A 17570-nucleotide genomic window follows, 5' to 3' on the forward strand; every position below is an offset into this window, starting at 1 on the left:
AAGCACGTTGCACCAGGCACTTGTCCAACTGATCAAAGCATAGCAACCGCCTCAGGGTTTCGCGTGTTCCGGGCCTTGCGTTCGTCCGCTTTCCCAGCCACCGCCCAGGGCCAGGAACAGATCGATCTGACTCATCGCCACCTGGGTATTGGCCGCCGCCAACTGCGCACGCATGTCGGTGTAGGTGCGGGTAGCCTGCAGGTCGGCGAGGAAGGACGCGCGCCCGGCCTGGAAGAAGCGGTGGGTCTGGTCCGCCGCCACTTGCGCCGATTGCTCGGCATCGGCCAGGGCATCGCGACGCTGGAGCTGGGCGGTGTACTGGGCCAGGCCGGTCTGGGTTTCGCGGATGGCGTTGAGCACCACGCCGTCAAAATGCGCCAGGGCCCCCTGGCTCGCCGCCTCGGCTTCGTGGATGCGCTCGCGGGCACCGTTGGCCGGCACCGTCCAGCTGATCAGCGGGCCAAAACCCCAGCGGTTGGTGGACGCCTTGCCCAGGTTGTCGAGGATACCCACGGTGCCCACGGTGGCGCCGATGCTGATGTCCGGGTACAGGGCACCGGTGGCGACCCCGATCTGCGCAGTGGCGGCCGCCAGGTGCCGTTCGGCCTGGCGCACGTCCGGACGACGCTTGAGCAGCGCCGCGCCATCGCCCACCGGAAGCAACTGGGCGATATGCGGCAGCTCGGCGCAACTGGCGGTGCCGGCGGGCAACTGGTCCACCGGCCGGGCCAGCAGCATCGATAGGCGGAACAGTGCCGACTGGCGCGCCGCTTCATAGCGCGGCAGTTCGGCGCGCAGGGACTTGAACTGGGTCTGGGACCGGGTGACCTGGGTTTCATCGCCACGCCCGGCATCGCGCAGGCGTTGGGTCAGCTCGGTGCTCTGGGCTTGCAGGCCCAGGGAGCGCTCGGCGATTTCCCGCTCCTCGTTGGCCGCGCACACCTGGGTGTAGGCACGCACCACATCCGCCACCAGGGTGATGCGAGCGATGTCCGCCGCGGCCTGGGTCGCATCGGCATTGGCCTTGGCCGCCTCGATGCCGCGCTGCAGGGTGCCGAACAGGTCGAACTGATAAGACGTGCTGATGGACAGGTTGCCGACGTTGGCCACCGGCACTTTCTCCGGCAGCAGGAAGGCCTCGCCGGACTCCTGCAGGCGTTCGACCCCAGCCTTGACCCCACCGCTCCAGCCACCGGCGGCCTGGGCCTCGTCGACCTGGGCCCGGGCGCGGGCCAGGTTGGCCGCCGCCACGCGCAAATCGGTGCTGGAGGCCAGGGCCTGCTGCACCAACTGGTCCAGGCGCGGCTCCCGGTACAGGCGCCACCAGTCGCCCGGCACCGGGGCCGAGACTACATTGGCGCCCTTGGCCGCCAGCTCGCCCTGCAGATCAGGGCGTTGCAGCGCCGCCTCCCCGGGCACCTGGTAATCCGGCCCGACCTGGCAAGCCGAGAGCAGCAACCCGAGCCCGAGCAGGGCCAAACGCGCGCCGTGGTTCATTGCCCGGGCTCCTGCCGGGGCTGGTCGTCGATGATCGACACCGTGGCGGTACGCCCGGCGATCATGCGGAAATCCGCCGGCACATCATCGAAGGCGATACGCACCGGAATCCGCTGGGCCAGGCGCACCCAGCTGAAGGCCGGGTTGACGTTGGGCAGCAGGTTGCTGCCGCTGCTGCGGTCGCGGTCCTCGATCCCGGCGACGATGCTTTGCACATGCCCGCGCAGGCGTGCGCGGTCGCCGACCACGCGAATATCCACCGATTGGCCGACCTGGATGCCATCGAGCTTGGTTTCCTCGAAATAGCCGTCGATATGGAAGGAGTTGCTGTCCACCACCGACAGCACCGGCCGCCCGGCGGTCACGAACTCCTGGGGCCGCGGCGCACGATCGTTGACGTAGCCGTCCACCGGGCTGCGCACCACCGAGCGGTCAAGGTTGAGTTGGGCGCTGTCCACCGCCACCTGGGCCTCGGCCAGGGCCGACTGGGCCCGGGCCTCGCGAGACTGGCTCTCTTCCAGTTGCTCGCGCGGCACCAGGTTGCCCAGGCCACGGTTGCGCCGGGCCTCGCGCTGGGCCTGGGCCAGGGTTTCCTGACGATCGGCCAGGCCTGCCTTGGCCTGGCGCAGGGCCAGGTGGAAGCGATCCTGGTCGATGCTGAACAGCACTTGGCCGCGCTGGACCAGCTGGTTGTCCTTAACCTCGACCTGCTGGATCAGCCCGGATACGTCCGGGGCGATCTGCACGATGTCCGCGCGGATATGCCCGTCCCGGGTCCAGGGCGCGAACATGTAGTACATGACCATGCGCCAGACCACCACGACCGCGAAGGTCACCACCAGTAACGTCAAGACCACACGGCCGATGGTCAATAAAGGTTTTTTCATGTCATCAGGTATCGGCTGAGAGAGTCCACGGCGCCCAGCAGCAAGGCGTAGAGACCCACGTTGAACAGCGCCCGGTGCCAGACCAGGCGATAGAAGTGCAGGCGTGTCAGTACCCCGTGCACCAGCAGGTACACGCCATAGGTGATGCCCATCAGCACCAGCAGCGTGGGCAGGAACACCCCGCTGATATCCAGATCACCGATCATAGGGGTGCTCCATCGATGCCACGGGGAAGGGGTTCTTCATGCTCGCCCGACGCCACGAACTCGACGCCCGGCAACAGCGCCAGGCGCAGTCCGCTGAGGGCGTGCAGCAGGTGCCGACGGGTTTCGTCGTCACCTTGCAGGCGTTGGCTGTCCAGGGCCCGACGCGTGCGGTCCAGGGTCATCAGCAGCGGGCTCGGGGCCGGCAGGCGCTCGCCGGCCTTGAGGCAGGCCTTGAAGTATTCACCGACCTCGGCCACCACCTGGCGCAGCAGGTCCTGGGCCACGCCCTGGACTCGCGGCGCATAGGCCAGCAGGTCCAGCACATTGAGCGCCACCCGCAGTTCGCGCAGGGCACTGCCGGTGTCCTGGCCGGTCATGGCCAGGCGCGGCAGGTGCTGCATCAGGCGGTCGAGCATCTGCGCGCCCATGTGCCGGTGCTCGGCCAGGGTCGCCGGCTCCGACAGGCTGACGATGTCGTGCCAGCTGAAGCGGGTCAGGCGCTTGGCCGCCAGCTCCGAGCCGAACGGGCGGGCCACCAGGGTCCAGATGAAGGCGAACAGCAGGCCCAGGGGCCCCGCCAGGTTGGCGTTGGAGAAGTTCAGGAAGTCGGCGTCGTAGGCGCCTTGGATACTGATGAAGGACGCGGTGTTGACGATGGTCAGGAGCATGCCCAGGTAGAACCGTGGCTGCACCGTCAGGGTGCCGACACAGATGAAGGGCACGGCGAACACCAGCACCAGCATGGCGAAGTCGTGCAGGTTGGGCAGGATCAGGAACAGGTAGAGGCTGGCGAACAGCACCGACAGCGCGGTCCAGAAGAAGAACCGGTAGATCTGCGGCGCCGGATCGTCCATGGCGGCGAAGAAGCTGCAAGCTACCGCCGCCAGGATCACCGCGCTGCCGCCGTCAGTCCAGCCCAGCAAGATCCACAATACCGAGGCGACGATGATCGCCAGCACGGTGGAGCCCGCCGAATACAGCATCAGCCCGCGATCGAGGAAGGGTGTCAACCGACCCAGGCGCCAATGGCGATAGACCGCACGCCAGGTGTCCTGGCTTTCGCACTGGATGGCGTGCTGCAGGCTGCGGCAGTCCTGCCACAGGTCGATCCATTCACCCAGGCGATACAGGGCATTGGAGAACAGCAACTGGCGCCGGTCGTCCAGGGCCTGGGCATCGGGTTGCAGGGCTTCAAGCTCGCTGCGCAGGGCCTGCCAGCGCTCCACCGATGCGTCCTTGGCGGTGCCTTCCAGCCATTGATCGGCCTTGGCCAGCAACGGCGCGAACCGCTCCACCTGCTCCGGCGCGCGCCGCTCCAGGGCATGCAGGGCGTCGTCCAGGGCATCCACCACCGGCAACAGGTGGATCATCCGCCCCCGCAGCTCCTTGGTGTTGCGCACCGTCTGTGGCCGGGCGCCTTCGTGGGGCAACTGGCCGATCATCAGCTCCAGGGTGTTGAAGGTCGCCACCATCGAGGTGCGCAGGGCGCTGACCTCTTCGGGCTGGACATTGCGGGTCAGGAAGTGCCGGCTGTAGGTCGCGGCGTCGGCGAACCACTTGCCCGCCGACCCGACGAACACCGGGGCAAGGCGCCGGGGCCAGAACAGGCTGCCGATCACCGCCGCGCAGACGATGCCGAGGAAGATTTCCTCGGTCCGCGCCTCCGCCACGTCCCACACCGCCAGGGGGTTGTCCACCACCGGCAAGGCGATCATCGGCAGGGTGTAGCCGGCCAGCATCAGTGCGTAGTTGTTGGCGGTGCGCAAGTGCATGGACAGGAACAGCAGGATGCCGGTCCACAAGCCGATGATCACCACCAGCAGATAGGGACTCTGCACGAACATCGGCACCAGCAGGACCGCGGCGGCCGCCCCGAGGAAGGTGCCGATGGCGCGATACAGCGCCTTGGAACTGGTAGGGCCGACGAAGGGACTGGAGACGATGTACACCGTGGCCATGGCCCAGTACGGACGAGGCATCTGCATCAGCATGGCGATGTACAGGGCAATCATCGATGCAGCGAAGGTGCGCACGCCGTAGAACCAGTCGCGCGCGGGGGGCATGCCGGTAAAGAATCCCTTCAAGATGGCTGCACCGGCGAGTGGTTGGCGGACTCGAAGGCGCGGATCACCCGCAAGGCCGACTCCAGGTCTTCGGCACTGATGCCCGCCAGGACCTCATGACGCAGGCGCACCAGCTCGCCTTCCACTGCCTGCACCAGCTCGCGGCCGGAGTCGGTCAGGCTCAGGCACTTGGCCCGGCGGTCGTTGGGGTCCTCGCTGCGGCACACGTAGCCAGCGCTGCACAGTTGATCCAGCAGGCGTACCAGGGACGGACTTTCCATGCCCGCGGCGTGTGCCACGGCCACCTGGCGCACGCCCTCGCCCAGGCGCCCGATCATCAGCAAGGGCACGGCGCAGGCTTCGGAGATCCCGAAGTTGATCAGCGTGTTCTGGCAGATCCGCCGCCAATGGCGCGAAGCGACCACCATGCCACTGCTGATGTTCATATGGAGCGATTCGAGGGAGTTGGGCACAAGACTGTTCGCATACTGATAGTTTGCTAACTATCAATATGACATTGGCGAATAATTTCAGTCAAGTTTTGTAACAAATATCCGGGTCACCCACTTGTCCAGCAATCAAGTGGGTCGAATACATAAAAGGTATATACTTTTTCAATACTTTCTTGAGGTATTTCCCATGTCCAAACATGCCATTTTTACCATGAAGCTGGAGACCGAGCTTCGGGATCAGTTCATGGCCGAGGCGAACGCCTCACATCGTCCGGCCTCGCAGATCGTGCGCGAGATGATGCGCGAATTCATTCAGAAACAACGTGAAACCCGTGAATACGAAGAGTTCCTCCAGCAAAAGGTGCAACTGGCCCGGAGTTCCGTAGCTGCAGGGCAAGGGCGCAGTCATGAGGAGGTCGAGGCAGAGTTCGCCGCCAGGCGTACGCAGGCGGCAAAGAGAGAATGAACATCGTCTGGACACCAGAGGCCATACAGGATCGTGCTGACATCTGGGACTACCTGCATGCTCGCAACCCACAAGCAGCCATTGAAATGGACAGCCGTTTCAGCCAGTGCATCGGACAGCTGATCCGTAATCCACACTCCGGCTCGACCGGGCAGGTCACCGGAACCCGAGAGCCCATTCCGCACCCCAGCTATCGCCTGGTTTACCAGATCGACCAGGAGCGCATCTGGATCCTGACGCTCCTCGACACTGCTCGCCAATGGCCTCCGATGCGTATTCGCTGATCAGCCACCCCGCCCCTTTCTCAGCAGGACATTCAACTGGTCCACCACCTCTGCCCAGTCGGCATCGTCGAGTATTTCATCACGCAGGAAGGCCGCCTGGCTCTTGCTCCAGAAAAACGCGTCCGCCAGGTGCAGTTCCGGTTTCAGCGGGGAATGGGTGGCGATGAAACGCTCGATGCTCACCGGGTCGTCGGCCAGCCCCAGTTGCTTGAACAGGGCGGGCAGGGTGTGGGTCGGTGATTCCATGGTGGGGCTCCTGATCAGTGACAGACTTCGCAGACCTGGGCATTGGGCACCATCTTCAGGTATTCGGCCATGCTCATGTGCACCAGGCTGTGGTGGTTTCCAGCCTCCAGGTAGATGTCCTTCTGGCGGGTCAGCAATGGATCTATGACCACATCCAGCCCATAGGATTCACCCAGGGCCGGCACCGCGCCGCGCTCGCAGTCGTTGAACAGGTACGCCAGGGTGCTTTCCCGGGTCACCCGCCACTGGTCGCTGCCACGCACCTTGCTCAGGTCCAGGTGGCGGCTGGCCGGCAGCACCGCCATCAGGTAGCGCCCGTGCTGGTCGTCGAGGATCACCGATTTGGCCAGGCGCTCGGCGGGCACTCCCGCCACTCGCGCCGTTTCCAGGCTGCTGGCCGAGTGGGGATGGGTTACCAGGTCGAACTGGCAATGGGCTTGTTCCAGGCTGTGTTGCACGGTTCTGGCCATACGCATGATGCACCTCGCTACCCCGGCCGGGGGACAGGACTGTGACTCCCTGATGCAAGTCTAGGCCGGGCGCCGACAGGTGCCGGGCGAACTTCCCAACGGTGGCTCGTCAGGCGTTGCGCCGCCGTTCCAGGCGCTCGTAAGGCCCCCGGGCCCAGCGCTGGACCTGCTCGACCAGCGCTGGCGAAGCCGCCTGGCGCTTGTCCTGGGCATCCGCCACGAATGCCTGGTCCGGTTGCTTGGCATGCCGGTCGGTGCAGGCCAGCGCGCACCGGCGCTGGTCTGCACTGAGGGCGAAGAAATCCCCCAGGTGCCCGCCCATGGCCATCGGCAGCTGCCGGTATTCGACCAACAGGCCGTCGAAGGCCCGGCTATGGTCCAGGCCGCACTGCAGGAGCCGCCCCAGGCGCCGGGCGATGAAACTCTCGCGATCGGTGAAAGCACCGGCATCCAGCACACTGGGACCGATCATCCCGGGCACCATGTGCATGCCCGGCCGGCGCAGATGCGAAACGGCGATTTCCAGCGGATCGCGGTAGAGAAACAGCCAGGGAGTGTCGGCAAAGCACTGGCGCAGCAGCGGCAGCTCGCCGATGTTCCAGGCATCAAGCTTGACCACCAGTTGCGACACCCCCGGATAGCGAGCCTGGCCATAAGCGCCGAGCAGCCCTCTGATTGCCCGCAGTCGAATTTCCTGCGGCAGGTCGGCGCGCAACAGGGTATCCAGCGGGGGCGGTTCCGACACCACGATGTGACTGGCCAGTTGCGCCAGCATCTGGCTGATCAAGGTCGAACCACAGCGGGAGGCATGCAGGATGAAGGCACTGGGCACCAGTCCCGGCTGCTGCTCCGGCCAGCTTTCCAGTGCCGCCAGGGACGTTTCACGACGCAGCGCCTGGTTGAACGGCAAGCGCAGGGCCTGATCCACCGCATCGCGGAAAAAGGGCTGGGACAGCGCTCGATCGCCGAACCAGCACCAGTCCACCCGCCAGCCCAGCTCCGAGCGGCGAATACCGATCGGCAGCCACCCTTGCAGGTTCAGTGGCTCCATTGTCGTTGCCATTGGCGTCGCCCCCGGGCCATGGCCGAACGCACCTCGTCGGGCCCGAAGACCAGGCCGCGCTCGGCGCCCAGGACCACGCACAGTTCAATGAAAGCCTGTGGGTCGGTCTCGGCCTGCAGCCTCCGGCACAGCTGCCGGTCCTGTTCCACCCATTGGCGCAGGCGTTCAAAGGCCGCGGCGCCCTGGCCAGGCCCCGGCGCCGGAGTGCTGGCCAGGCCCTGCTGGATAGCCTGTTCCAGCCAGGAGCCGGGACGGCAGTCGAGCACCAGGTGAATGCGCTCGCAGGTATCGCGGTTGACCACGCTGTGGGGGCGCCCCAGGTCCAGGTACCAGCACTCGCCTGCAGCCATCGGCATGCGCTGGCCATCCAGCATGAAATCCACTTCCGGCGGGCAGAGCAGGGGAATGTGCAGGCGCAGGTCGGCCTGCTCTGCCTGCAAGTCATAATCGCAATGTTCGAGAATCCGGCTGCCCGGCCCCAGCCGCAGCAACCGGGCACTGACCAGTTCCACCGCCAGGGGGCGCAGGGCCTGTTCCCAGCGCGGCTCGTCCAGCCAGGCGTCGTGCGGCACGGCAGCTTCGCGCCCCGGGGCCAGCCCGACCGCGTCGGTGGCACCGACCAGCACCACCCCGCTCCAGTCGCCCTGGAAATACTCCCGATTGAAATGATCCAGCCACTGGTCGGCGCGAACGCCCGCCAGCGCTTCGCGCAACAGCCGCAGATCCAGCTGCAGGGGCAGCCGCGAATACGCCGGGCGAGTCATGGCGCCGGCAACACCTGGCACGCGCGCAGCCATGCCAGCAATTGCTCGAGACAGACCCCCACCGGTAGCTCGCCCGTGTCCAGCACCAGTGCTGCGGCCGGTGGTGCTTCATAGGGTGCCGAGACCCCGGTGAAGCCTGGCAACTCGCCGCGCCGGGCGCGGGCGTAATGCCCCTTGGGATCGCGCTGTTCGCACACCGCGAGAGAGGCGCTGCACCAGACCTCGCGATAGTCCGACCCCAGGCGCCGGGCGAACAGCTCGCGCAATTCGATCAGCGGGGCAATCAACGCCAGGATCACCACCTGCCCCTGTTCCACCAGCAGGGCCGCCAGCTCGCTGGCGCGGCGGATGTTTTCCTGACGGTCGGCAGCACTGAAACCCAGGTCGCTGTTCAAGCCGCTGCGCAGCGCATCACCATCGAGCACCAGGCACTGCACGCCACGCTCGAACAGCGTTGCCTGCAGGGCCTGGGCCAGGGTCGACTTGCCCGAGGCCGGCAGGCCGGTCAGCAGGATGGCAGCGCCACGGTGGCCGTTGCCGCGCTCGCGCTGTTCACGACTGACACTGGCCCGTGGCGCCAGCAGGTCACTGGACCTTGGCATGGGGCGCCGCTACGCCGATGTTGCCGGCCGACCAGTCGGCCTCGCGACTGGCCAGGGCGCTGGCGATGCTCTGGATCTGGGTCGACTGCAACTGGTCGGGCAGCGGATCGAGACCGGCACTGGCGAAGATCTGCCCATAGGCATTGCGCAAGTCGGCATAGGCCAGGTCACGCCGCAGATCGGCCTGCAGGGTATTCAACTCGCCCTGGATCAGGTCCAGTTCGCCGATCCCCGCCGCCTGGTAGCGGTTGCGCAGTTGACCGACGATCTGCCCATCGATCTGCGCCAGCTGCTGGTTGGTCTGGAACTGGCGCAGGGCATCACGGTAGTTGGCGTTGGCCACATACAGCTGCGCCAGTACCGCGATCGACATCGCCTGGCGCCGGGCGGAGGCAACTTCTTCGCCAGCCTTGGCCACATCGATGGCCGCCGGAGCGGAAATCACGTTGAACAGGTTCCAGGTGACCTTGACCCCGTAGTCGGCCCACTTGTCATTGACCAGGAACGAGTTGCTGTCGTAATGCCCACCAGCGGAGAACTCCAGCCCCGGCAGCAGGCGCAGCATGGCCTTGCGGGTTTCTGCGGCACTGATGCGGGTCTGGTAGTCCTGCTCGCGCAGTTCCGGGCGGCTGGCCAGGGCTTCGTGTTCCAACCGGCGCATGTCGACCTTGAGTTCGGGGATCGGGTAATCGTCGCTGGTGGCCAGGGTCAGGTCGCTGCCCGGCGGCAGGTTGATCAGGGTCGCCAGCTCGGTCTTGGCCAGTGACAGGGCTCGGCGCTGCTCCTCGAGCTGACGGGTGGCCTCGATCAGCGCGCGCTGGTAGCCCAGGGACTGGATCGGATCGCCGATGCGCTGGTCGCTCATCTTCTGGCTGTTGCCACGCGCGGTATCGACCCGTGCCATCAGGCTGTCGATCTGCTTGAGCAGGCGCTCGGCCGCCACCGCTCGCCAATAGGCCGAACGCACGTCCTGGACGATGGTGTTGATCACCTTGCGCCGCCGCTCCTGCACGATCAGGCGCTGGTCGCCCTGCTGCTTGGCGTTGATGTAGCTGACACCGAAATCGAGCACGTTCCAGACCATGGTCAGGTCGGCCACACGGCGGTTTTCGTCCTGGGAGGTCGACGGTTCCAGAGACTGGGTGTGAGTTCGAACACTCTCGCTACTGGAGCCGCTGACATTGTTGCGTCCGGCATAACCGGCCGACAGCGCCATGCGCGGCAGCATGTCGAAGCTGGCCAGGTCCAGCTGCCGCTTGGCCAGGGCCTCCTCCATGATCTTCAGCCGGCCTTCGAGGTTGTACTTCACCGCCCGGGCCATGGCCTGGTGCAGGGTCAGCGGCCCGCTGAGGGGTTCCTGGCCCTGGTACATGTGCAGCAGATCGGTTTTTGCCCGTTGTTCACTGACACTGCGGTCGATCGGCTGGCTGGTGACGGCGCACCCGCTGACCATCAGCGCCAGCAAGCTGACGCTGAACCACTTTTGACTGTCTCTCATCCCTTGCCCCGCCCCTGAGTCCCGCTTTTTTTATGAGCGCCGATCCTTGCCGACGCAGGTTACAAAATGCTTTCAGGCCGGTATCGGATTGATACCGGCTTGCTCCAATGCCCAGGCTAGTTCATGCAGCTGTTTTTGCTCGTTGTCCTTGAGCTGCTGCAATTGCTGCCCCAGGGTCGGCGCGCCAAACACCCCGCGCAGGCCCTGGGACACATCGCCCTGGCCCTTGTCGGCCTGCCGGTCGAAGGCGCTCAAGGCCGAGGGATCGCCATCGGCATCGCGGTTGAACAGGGTCGACAGGGTACTGCTGCCAAATACCCCGCCATCGCCACCGCCGAAGCCGAGGAAACCCTTGCCGCTGCCATCGCCAATGCCGTCAGTGGCGAACACCTGGGCGATGAAGCTCGGAGCCAGCGCGCCGTGATTGATGAAAATACTGCCAATCGGCGGCAAGCCACCGCCTGTCGTACGTTGCTCGAACAGCGGCGGGAAACCCAACGGTGAGCCAAGATCGCCCGTCGGCGGACCGAATACCACCGGCTGCAGTGGCACGTCCGACACGACGACCGGCCTGGCCGGATCGGTGATGCGAAACTGTGGATCGCCGTCCACGGAAGCCATCGTCAGCGCATAGTTGTTGGAGTTAGCAAAGCCCGTACCGGCGTTGCCCGCCAGGTCCGTGACCAGGCTGTTGTCCAGGGTGATGAAATTGCTCGGATCGGTGATGTTCGCCGTGGGCGTCAGGGTTGCGGTCCAGGTCTTGCCGCCGTCGCTGGAGACCAGGTCGGACAGCACCCCGTTGGCCACGCTCAGGTCCGACAGGTCGAAGTCGGTGACCTTCTCGCTGAAGGTGAAGGTCACCTGGGTGGTCTGGCCGGCGGTCAGATTCGGATTGGCAACCACGATGGTCGCGGTCGGACGGTCGGCATCCATTGCGTAGTTGTTGGAAATCGCGATGCCGGAGCCGAGGTTGCCCGCAGCGTCGATGACGCTGGAGGCATCGAGCACGATCAGGTTGGTGGCGTCGGTAATGCCCGCCGTGGGCGTCAGGGTCGCAGTCCAGGTCTTGCCGCCATCGCTGCTGGCCAGATTGGACAGCGTGCCATTGGCCACGCTCAGGTCCGCCAGGCTGAAGCCGCTGACCGCTTCGCTGAAGGCAATGGTCACGGTGGTGGTCTGGCCGATGCCCAGGTTGCTGTCCGCCACCGAGATGGTCGCGGTTGGCCGCTGGGTATCGATCGCATAGTTGTTGGAAGCGGTGGTGCCGCTGCCGCTGTTGCCCGAGGCGTCCTGCACCCCGCTGTTGTCCAGCACGATCAGGTTGCTGGTATCGCTGATATCGCTGCCGGGGGTGAAGGTCGCGGTCCAGGTCTTGCCGCCATCACTGCTGCCGAGGTTGCTCAGGGTGCCGTTTTCCACGCTCAGGTCGGCCAGGGTGAAACCGTTCACCGCTTCGCTGAAGGTGATGGTCACCAGCGAACTGGAGCCGGCATTCAACGAGGGGGTCGCTACCACGATGGTCGCCGTAGGGCGTGTAGTATCGATGCTGAAGTTGGCCGACTGGGTCACGCCCAGCCCGGTATTGCCCGCCAGGTCGGTATAACCGGTGTTGTCCAGGGTAATCAGGTTGCTGGTGTCCTGGACGTTGGCATCGGGGGTGAAGGTCGCGGTCCAGGTCTTGCCGCCGTCGCTGCTGCTGACGGCGCTCAGGGTGCCATTGGGCACGCTCAGATCGGCATTGCTGAAACCGCTCACCGCTTCGCTGAAGGTGATGGTCACCTGGGTGGTCTGGCCCACGGCCAGGGAGGGATTGGCGACCACGATGGTCGCCGTCGGCCGGTCGCCGTCGATGGCGTAATTGTTGGAGAGGGAGATGCCCGAGCCGGTATTGCCCGCACCATCGCTGACCAGCGCAGTGTCCAGCACGATCAGGTTGGTCGCGTCGGTGATCGCCGCGGTGGGTGTCAGGGTCGCGGTCCAGGTCTTGCCGCCGTCGCTGCTGAGCAAATTGGACAAGGTACCGTTGGCGACAGTCAGGTCGGACAGGTCGAAACCGCTGACGACTTCACTGAAGGCGATAGTCACGGTGGTGGTCTGGCCGATGCCCAGGCTGCTGTCCGCCACGGTGATGGAGGCGGTGGGCCGCTGGGTATCGATCGCATAGCTGTTGGACGTGGTGGTGCCGCTGCCGGCGTTGCCCGAAGCGTTCTGCACCCCGCTGTTGTCGAGTGTGATGAGGTTGGTGGTGTCGGTGATGTTCACCTCAGGGGTGAATGTCGCGGTCCAGGTGATGCCCCCGTCGCTGCTGCTCACCGCACTCAGGGTGCCATGTTCCACCGTCAGGTCGGCGTTGGTGAAACCGCTCACCGCTTCGCTGAAGGTGATGGTCACCTGGGTACTGGAGCCAACGTTCAGTGCAGGGCTGGCCACCACGATGGTCGCCGTCGGGCGCACCGTGTCGAGGGTGAAGTTGGCCGAGTTGGTCACGCCGATACCGGTGTTGCCGGCAAGATCGGTGTAGCCGCTGTTGTTCAGGGTGATCACGTTGCTGGTGTCGCGCACGTTGGCGTTCGGGGTGTAGGTCGCCGTCCAGGTAATGCCGCCGTCACTGGAACTGACAGTGCTCAGCGTGCCATTGGGTGCGCTCAGGTCGCCATTGTCCAACCCCATCACCGCCTCGCTGAAGGTGATGGTTACCGTGCTGCTTTCGCCTGCCGACAGTGTCGGATCGCTCAGCACGATGGTCGCTGTCGGCCGCACGCTGTCGATCACGTAGACATTCGAATCGGTGGTGCCGGAACCGGCATTGCCGGCGCCGTCGAATACACCGGAGTTGGTCAGGGCTATGCGGTTGTTGCCCACCGTGACGCCCGCCGCCGGAACCAGGGTCGCGGTCCAGGTGATGTTGTCGACGGTGCTCAGGTTGCTCAGGGTGCCATTGGCCGCCGCCAGGTCGGACAGGGTGAAACCGGTCACCGCCTCACTGAAGGTGATGGTCACCTGCGAGCTGCCACCGATGCCCAGGTGATCGTTCGCCACCACGATGGTCGCCGTCGGGCGCTGGGTGTCGATCGAGTAGTCGTTGGACAGGGTGACGCCTGCGCCGGCGTTGCCCGAAGCCGCCGCCTGGATGCCGCTGTTGTCCAGGGTGATGTGATTGGCCGCGCTGTTGATATTGCCGGCCGGTGTGAACGTGGCGGTCCAGGTGATGCCGCCATCGCTGCTGCTCACCGCGCTCAGGGTGCCGCCGACCACTGTCAGGTCGGCGTTAGTGAAGCCGGTCACCGCCTGGTCGAAGGTGATGGTCACGGTCGAGGTCTCGCCGGCCTTCAATGCGTTGTCGGACAGCAAGATGGTCGCGGTCGGCCGCACGGTATCGATGGTGAAGTTGGCCGAGTTGGTGACACCGCTATTGGCGTTGCCCGCCAGATCGGCCACGCTCGAACTGGCCAGGGAAATCACGTTGGAGGCGGCCCTCACCGAGCTGCTCGGGGTGAAGGTCGCGGTCCAGGTGATTCCGCCATCGCTGGAGCTGACGGCGCTCAAGGTGCCGTTGGAAATCGTCAGGTCGGCATTGCTGAAATTGTTCACCGCTTCACTGAAGGTGAAGGTGACCTGAGTGGTTTCCCCGGCCGTGAGCTGGGTGTCCGCCAGCACGATGCTGACCGTTGGCCGCGCCGTGTCGATACTGTAGTTGCCCGAATCGATGACACCGCTGCCGGCGTTGCCCGTCAGGTCGGCGATGCCGGTGCTGTCGAGGCTGATCACGTTGCTGGCGTCGGTCACGCCGAGGTTCGGGGTGAAGGTCGCGGTCCAGGTGACCCCGCCATCGCTGGAGCTGACCGTACTGAGGTTGCCGTTGGCGACGCTCAGGTCGCCGTTGGTGAGGCCGGTCACCGCCTCACTGAAGGTGATGGTCACCAGCGACGTGGAGCCGATTGCCAGGGTCGGGTTGGACATGACAATCGTCGCGGTCGGCCGCACGCCGTCAATGGCGTAGTTGTTCGAGGTGGAGATGCCGATGCCGGCGGTGCCACCGGCATTCACCCCGGCATTGTCCACGGTGATGACGTTGCTGGCGTCGGTGATATTGGCCGTGGGGGTCAGGGTCGCGGTCCAGGTCACCCCGCCGTCGCTGCTGCTGACATTGCTCAAGGTGCCATTGGCGACAGTGATGTCCGAGTTGTCAAAACCACTCACCGCCTGGGTGAAGGTGAAGGTGACCAGCGAGGTTTCACCGATGCTCAGGCTGGTGTCGTCAACGACGATGGTTGCCGAGGGCGACAGGGTATTGACGATGTAGTTACCGGAACTGGTGGTGCCCATGCCGAGATTGCCCGCCAGGTCGCTGATACCGGCATTGTTCAGGCTGATGATGTTGGTGGTGTCGTTGACTTGCGCCGTGGGGGTCAGGGTCGCGGTCCAGGTCTTGCCGCCATCGCTGGAGCTGACGGCGCTCAAGGTGCCGTTTTCGATGGTCAGGTCGGTGTTGGTGAAGCCGGTCACCGCTTCGCTGAAGGTGATGGTCACCAGCGAGGTTTCGCCCGTGGTCAGGGTCGAATCGGCCACCACGATAGTGGCGGTCGGGCGCAGGGTGTCGATTGCGTAGTTGTTGGAGCTGGTAGTGCCGCTGCCGGCGTTGCCCGCCGCATCAGCCACGCCGGAGTTGTCCAGGCTGATCACGTTGCTGGTATCGCTGATCGAGCTGGTGGGGGTGAAGGTGGCCGTCCAGGTGATCCCGCCATCGATGGAGCTGAGCGCACTCAGGTTGCCATTCTCGACGGTCAGGTCGGCATTGGTGAAGCCGGTCACCGCTTCGCTGAAGGTGATGGTCACCAGCGAGGTGGAACCGATATTGAGGCTCGGGGAGGCGACGACGATGCTTGCCGTAGGGCGCACGGTATCGACGATGTAGTTGCCCGATACGCTTTTGCCCGCCCCCACCGTACCGTCCAGTGCCGCCGCCACGCCGGAGTTGTCGAGCGTGATGACGTTGGTGGTGTCGGTGATGCCGATGGTCGGCGTGAAGGTCGCCGTCCAGGTGATGTTGTTGCTGGTGCTCAGTCCGCTCAAGGTGCCATTGGCCACGGTCAGATCGGACGCGGTGAAACCGGTCACCGCGGCACTGAAGGTGATGGTCACCGTAGTGCTCTGGCCGATGCCCAGGGTGCTGGAACCGAAGGTGATGGTGGCTTCGGGCAGGTTGCTCTTGACCGTACCGCCATCGTTGTAGATCAGGCTCTGCGAGGTGCCCGTGGCTCCCGTGGCACCGCCCCCCTTGGCGCCGCCGCCCGTACCGCCGGCCCCGGCGTTGCCGGTAATGGCGTTCAGGTTGGAAGCAGTCATCAACAACGTGCCCTTGTTCCAGATCGCCCCCACGCCGATGCCACCGGCGCCGCCGGGCGCCGGGCTGGCATTGAGGCCGCCACCGCCACCGCCACCGCCGCCAGCACCAACGTTGTTGGTGATATGCGATGCCCCGATGATGGTCAGGCTGCCGCTGGCGGCGTTGTAGATCCCGCCGGCGGCGTTCCCGCCCCGGCCACCGGTATTGTCCCACCCCGAACCGCCACCGCCACCGCCGATCGACAAGGTGCCGGCCGTCGCCGTCGCGCCCGCGCCGCCGGTGCTGTAGTTGGCGATGCCGTTGCCACCCGCGCCACCCGTGGTGGTACCACCGCGCCCGCTCAGGTCGATACCGTTGAAGGAACCCCCGAAGCCGCCGGAGCCAGCGCTGGCCGCACCTCCGGCCAAGGGACCGGGATAGCTGGGATTGCCGATCGCAGGGCCGGCAGCACCGCCATGACCGCCGCCCGAGCCGTTGACGCCGCCACCACCGCCGCCACCGCCACCGTAGTAGACCGGCGTCACGCCTCCTCCGCCGCCGCCGCCGGCAGCCGCGTTGGCGGTGACCGTGACGTTGTTCAGGGTCAGGATCCCGGCGTTGAAGATACCGCCGGCCATGGCCCCCGTGGCGCCCGAACCACCGTCGCCGCCATTGCCCGAGACCAGCCCCTTGGTGATGATCAGGCCATCGAGGGTCACGGTGGCGCCACTGCTGATTTCCAGCACCCGGGTCTTGTACTGGCCGTCCAGCGTCACCTCGGCGATGCCATCGTTGTTCAGGTCGCCGTCGACGGTGATGTTCTTGGTGATCAGCAGCTCGCTGTTGAGGGTAACGGTCATGCTGTTCTGGAAGGTGACGATGTCGCCATTCTGCGCCAGGGCGATCTCGGCCCGTAGCGAACCGGTGCCGCTGTCATTGCCGTTGGTCGCGGTCCAGGTCGCCAGGCCCCACTGGTAGTCGGCCATCGACTGCCGGGACAGGACGTTGGCGCTTTCAATGGTGCCGGTGGCGATTTCCAGGGTCCAGTCGCCACCGACCCCGGTGCGGTTGGTCGATGCCGCCACATCCCGTCCAGTGAGGTCGGCCAGGGAGTCGACGAAGCTGATGCCCTTGTTGCCCTCGGCGGTGTAGCAGGCGTAGATCATGATGTCGCCGCCGACATTCATGTCCTTGCCGATCTCTGCCAGGACCTCGCTGCGCGCCGCCACGTTATCGGCCGAAAGGTAGGTGTCGCCCAACCACAGATCGCCGGCGTTGCCGTGGGCGATGAGCTGTACGGAACTGACCCCCTGGTGGGTGTCCAGGTAATCGGCGATCTGTTGCAGGCCGTCCCGGGAGCCGTCGAGTTGGACCACCTGGGTACCGGGCGCAACCCCCTTGAGCAGGGCGTCCGAGTCCTTGACCCGGGAGTCGACGAAAACCACGGTCGAACCGGGTACAGCCGCCACCGGCGCAGCGGTCGCGGGGGTGTCGGAGGTCGGGCGCGTGTCGGCACTCGCACCAGCGCTGGCCTGTTCGGTCGCGGTGGGCTTGGCGGCGTCGGCGCTCGAATGGCTATCCGGCTGCGCGGCCTCGGCCACGCTGGCGGCCACGGCGCCGTCGAACAGCATGCGCGGTTCCAACGACAGGATCATGGGCGATACCCGGGCCTTGGCACCCGCAGACACCCGCTGTGAAGTCCGCGACTTTTGTTTGCTCCACCACATGTTGCTCACCTGCGCTCGA

General features: G+C 65.6%; 14 protein-coding genes. 2 read left to right on the forward strand and 12 right to left on the reverse strand.

What is annotated here, in order from left to right; genetic code table 11:
• Positions 1-51: 51 nt before the first annotated feature.
• From LGQ10_RS18290 to LGQ10_RS18310, 5 genes are read right to left on the reverse strand one after another with little or no spacing between them, the layout of a single operon-like run.
• Entirely contained in the window at positions 52-1497 is a 1446-nt protein-coding gene (locus LGQ10_RS18290; protein ID WP_226522802.1) for an efflux transporter outer membrane subunit, read from the reverse strand.
• A complete protein-coding gene (locus tag LGQ10_RS18295) occupies positions 1494-2384 on the reverse strand; it encodes an HlyD family secretion protein (protein WP_058437266.1) in 891 nt (296 codons plus the stop codon). The genes LGQ10_RS18290 and LGQ10_RS18295 overlap by 4 nt, the downstream gene beginning before the upstream one ends.
• Positions 2381-2590 carry a DUF1656 domain-containing protein gene (locus tag LGQ10_RS18300; protein ID WP_025131710.1) on the reverse strand — a complete coding sequence of 70 codons (210 nt, stop codon included), beginning with the start codon at positions 2588-2590 and terminating at the stop codon, positions 2381-2383. The genes LGQ10_RS18295 and LGQ10_RS18300 overlap by 4 nt, the downstream gene beginning before the upstream one ends.
• The gene (locus tag LGQ10_RS18305; protein ID WP_226522803.1) at positions 2587-4674 is read right to left on the reverse strand and encodes an FUSC family protein; all 2088 of its coding nucleotides are present in this window, start codon (positions 4672-4674) and stop codon (positions 2587-2589) included. Before LGQ10_RS18305 ends, LGQ10_RS18300 begins: the two co-directional genes overlap by 4 nt.
• Positions 4671-5099 carry a MarR family winged helix-turn-helix transcriptional regulator gene (locus LGQ10_RS18310; protein WP_058437958.1) on the reverse strand — a complete coding sequence of 143 codons (429 nt, stop codon included), beginning with the start codon at positions 5097-5099 and terminating at the stop codon, positions 4671-4673. Before LGQ10_RS18310 ends, LGQ10_RS18305 begins: the two co-directional genes overlap by 4 nt.
• Positions 5100-5292: 193 nt before the next feature.
• Between LGQ10_RS18310 and LGQ10_RS18315 the strand changes: the two genes are divergently transcribed.
• The gene (locus LGQ10_RS18315; protein ID WP_226522804.1) at positions 5293-5571 is read left to right on the forward strand and encodes an antitoxin of toxin-antitoxin stability system; all 279 of its coding nucleotides are present in this window, start codon (positions 5293-5295) and stop codon (positions 5569-5571) included.
• The gene (locus LGQ10_RS18320) at positions 5568-5855 is read left to right on the forward strand and encodes a type II toxin-antitoxin system RelE/ParE family toxin (RefSeq protein ID WP_226522805.1); all 288 of its coding nucleotides are present in this window, start codon (positions 5568-5570) and stop codon (positions 5853-5855) included. The genes LGQ10_RS18315 and LGQ10_RS18320 overlap by 4 nt, the downstream gene beginning before the upstream one ends.
• Here LGQ10_RS18320 and LGQ10_RS18325 read toward each other — a convergent pair whose 3' ends face one another.
• The 7 genes from LGQ10_RS18325 to LGQ10_RS18355 all read right to left on the reverse strand — a co-directional run bounded on the left by LGQ10_RS18325 (position 5856) and on the right by LGQ10_RS18355 (position 17551).
• A complete protein-coding gene (locus tag LGQ10_RS18325) occupies positions 5856-6101 on the reverse strand; it encodes a DUF2789 domain-containing protein (RefSeq protein WP_058437954.1) in 246 nt (81 codons plus the stop codon).
• A 14-nt stretch (positions 6102-6115) separates the two neighbouring features.
• Entirely contained in the window at positions 6116-6577 is a 462-nt protein-coding gene (locus LGQ10_RS18330; RefSeq protein ID WP_226522806.1) for an aminoacyl-tRNA deacylase, read from the reverse strand.
• A gap of 103 nt (positions 6578-6680) precedes the next feature.
• Positions 6681-7622, reverse strand: a complete 942-nt coding sequence (locus LGQ10_RS18335) for a sulfotransferase family protein (protein WP_226522807.1) — start codon at positions 7620-7622, stop codon at positions 6681-6683.
• Complete coding sequence (locus LGQ10_RS18340; protein ID WP_226522808.1) at positions 7610-8398, reverse strand: aspartyl/asparaginyl beta-hydroxylase domain-containing protein; 789 nt, start codon at positions 8396-8398, stop codon at positions 7610-7612. Before LGQ10_RS18340 ends, LGQ10_RS18335 begins: the two co-directional genes overlap by 13 nt.
• Positions 8395-9000, reverse strand: coding sequence for an adenylyl-sulfate kinase (cysC, locus tag LGQ10_RS18345; RefSeq protein ID WP_226522809.1), 606 nt, complete (start codon positions 8998-9000; stop codon positions 8395-8397). The genes LGQ10_RS18340 and cysC overlap by 4 nt, the downstream gene beginning before the upstream one ends.
• Positions 8984-10498, reverse strand: a complete 1515-nt coding sequence (locus LGQ10_RS18350; RefSeq protein ID WP_226522810.1) for a TolC family protein — start codon at positions 10496-10498, stop codon at positions 8984-8986. Before LGQ10_RS18350 ends, cysC begins: the two co-directional genes overlap by 17 nt.
• Positions 10499-10570: 72 nt before the next feature.
• Positions 10571-17551 carry an Ig-like domain-containing protein gene (locus tag LGQ10_RS18355; RefSeq protein ID WP_226522811.1) on the reverse strand — a complete coding sequence of 2327 codons (6981 nt, stop codon included), beginning with the start codon at positions 17549-17551 and terminating at the stop codon, positions 10571-10573.
• Between the last annotated feature and the right edge of the window lie 19 nt (positions 17552-17570).

The sequence above is a fragment of the Pseudomonas sp. L5B5 genome, from assembly GCF_020520285.1.
Classification (GTDB): domain Bacteria; phylum Pseudomonadota; class Gammaproteobacteria; order Pseudomonadales; family Pseudomonadaceae; genus Aquipseudomonas.

Bases quoted from the DNA above. Each gene is read 5' to 3' on its own strand.
- LGQ10_RS18300 (WP_025131710.1), bottom strand. From the start codon at position 2,590: ATGATCGGTGATCTGGATATCAGCGGGGTGTTCCTGCCCACGCTGCTG.
- LGQ10_RS18330 (WP_226522806.1), bottom strand. From the start codon at position 6,577: ATGCGTATGGCCAGAACCGTGCAACACAGCCTGGAACAAGCCCATTGC.
- LGQ10_RS18355 (WP_226522811.1), bottom strand. From the start codon at position 17,551: ATGTGGTGGAGCAAACAAAAGTCGCGGACTTCACAGCGGGTGTCTGCG.
- LGQ10_RS18310 (WP_058437958.1), bottom strand. From the start codon at position 5,099: ATGAACATCAGCAGTGGCATGGTGGTCGCTTCGCGCCATTGGCGGCGG.
- LGQ10_RS18335 (WP_226522807.1), bottom strand. From the start codon at position 7,622: ATGGAGCCACTGAACCTGCAAGGGTGGCTGCCGATCGGTATTCGCCGC.
- LGQ10_RS18290 (WP_226522802.1), bottom strand. From the start codon at position 1,497: ATGAACCACGGCGCGCGTTTGGCCCTGCTCGGGCTCGGGTTGCTGCTC.
- LGQ10_RS18320 (WP_226522805.1), top strand. From the start codon at position 5,568: ATGAACATCGTCTGGACACCAGAGGCCATACAGGATCGTGCTGACATC.
- LGQ10_RS18340 (WP_226522808.1), bottom strand. From the start codon at position 8,398: ATGACTCGCCCGGCGTATTCGCGGCTGCCCCTGCAGCTGGATCTGCGG.
- LGQ10_RS18325 (WP_058437954.1), bottom strand. From the start codon at position 6,101: ATGGAATCACCGACCCACACCCTGCCCGCCCTGTTCAAGCAACTGGGG.
- LGQ10_RS18350 (WP_226522810.1), bottom strand. From the start codon at position 10,498: ATGAGAGACAGTCAAAAGTGGTTCAGCGTCAGCTTGCTGGCGCTGATG.
- LGQ10_RS18315 (WP_226522804.1), top strand. From the start codon at position 5,293: ATGTCCAAACATGCCATTTTTACCATGAAGCTGGAGACCGAGCTTCGG.
- cysC (WP_226522809.1), bottom strand. From the start codon at position 9,000: ATGCCAAGGTCCAGTGACCTGCTGGCGCCACGGGCCAGTGTCAGTCGT.
- LGQ10_RS18295 (WP_058437266.1), bottom strand. From the start codon at position 2,384: ATGAAAAAACCTTTATTGACCATCGGCCGTGTGGTCTTGACGTTACTG.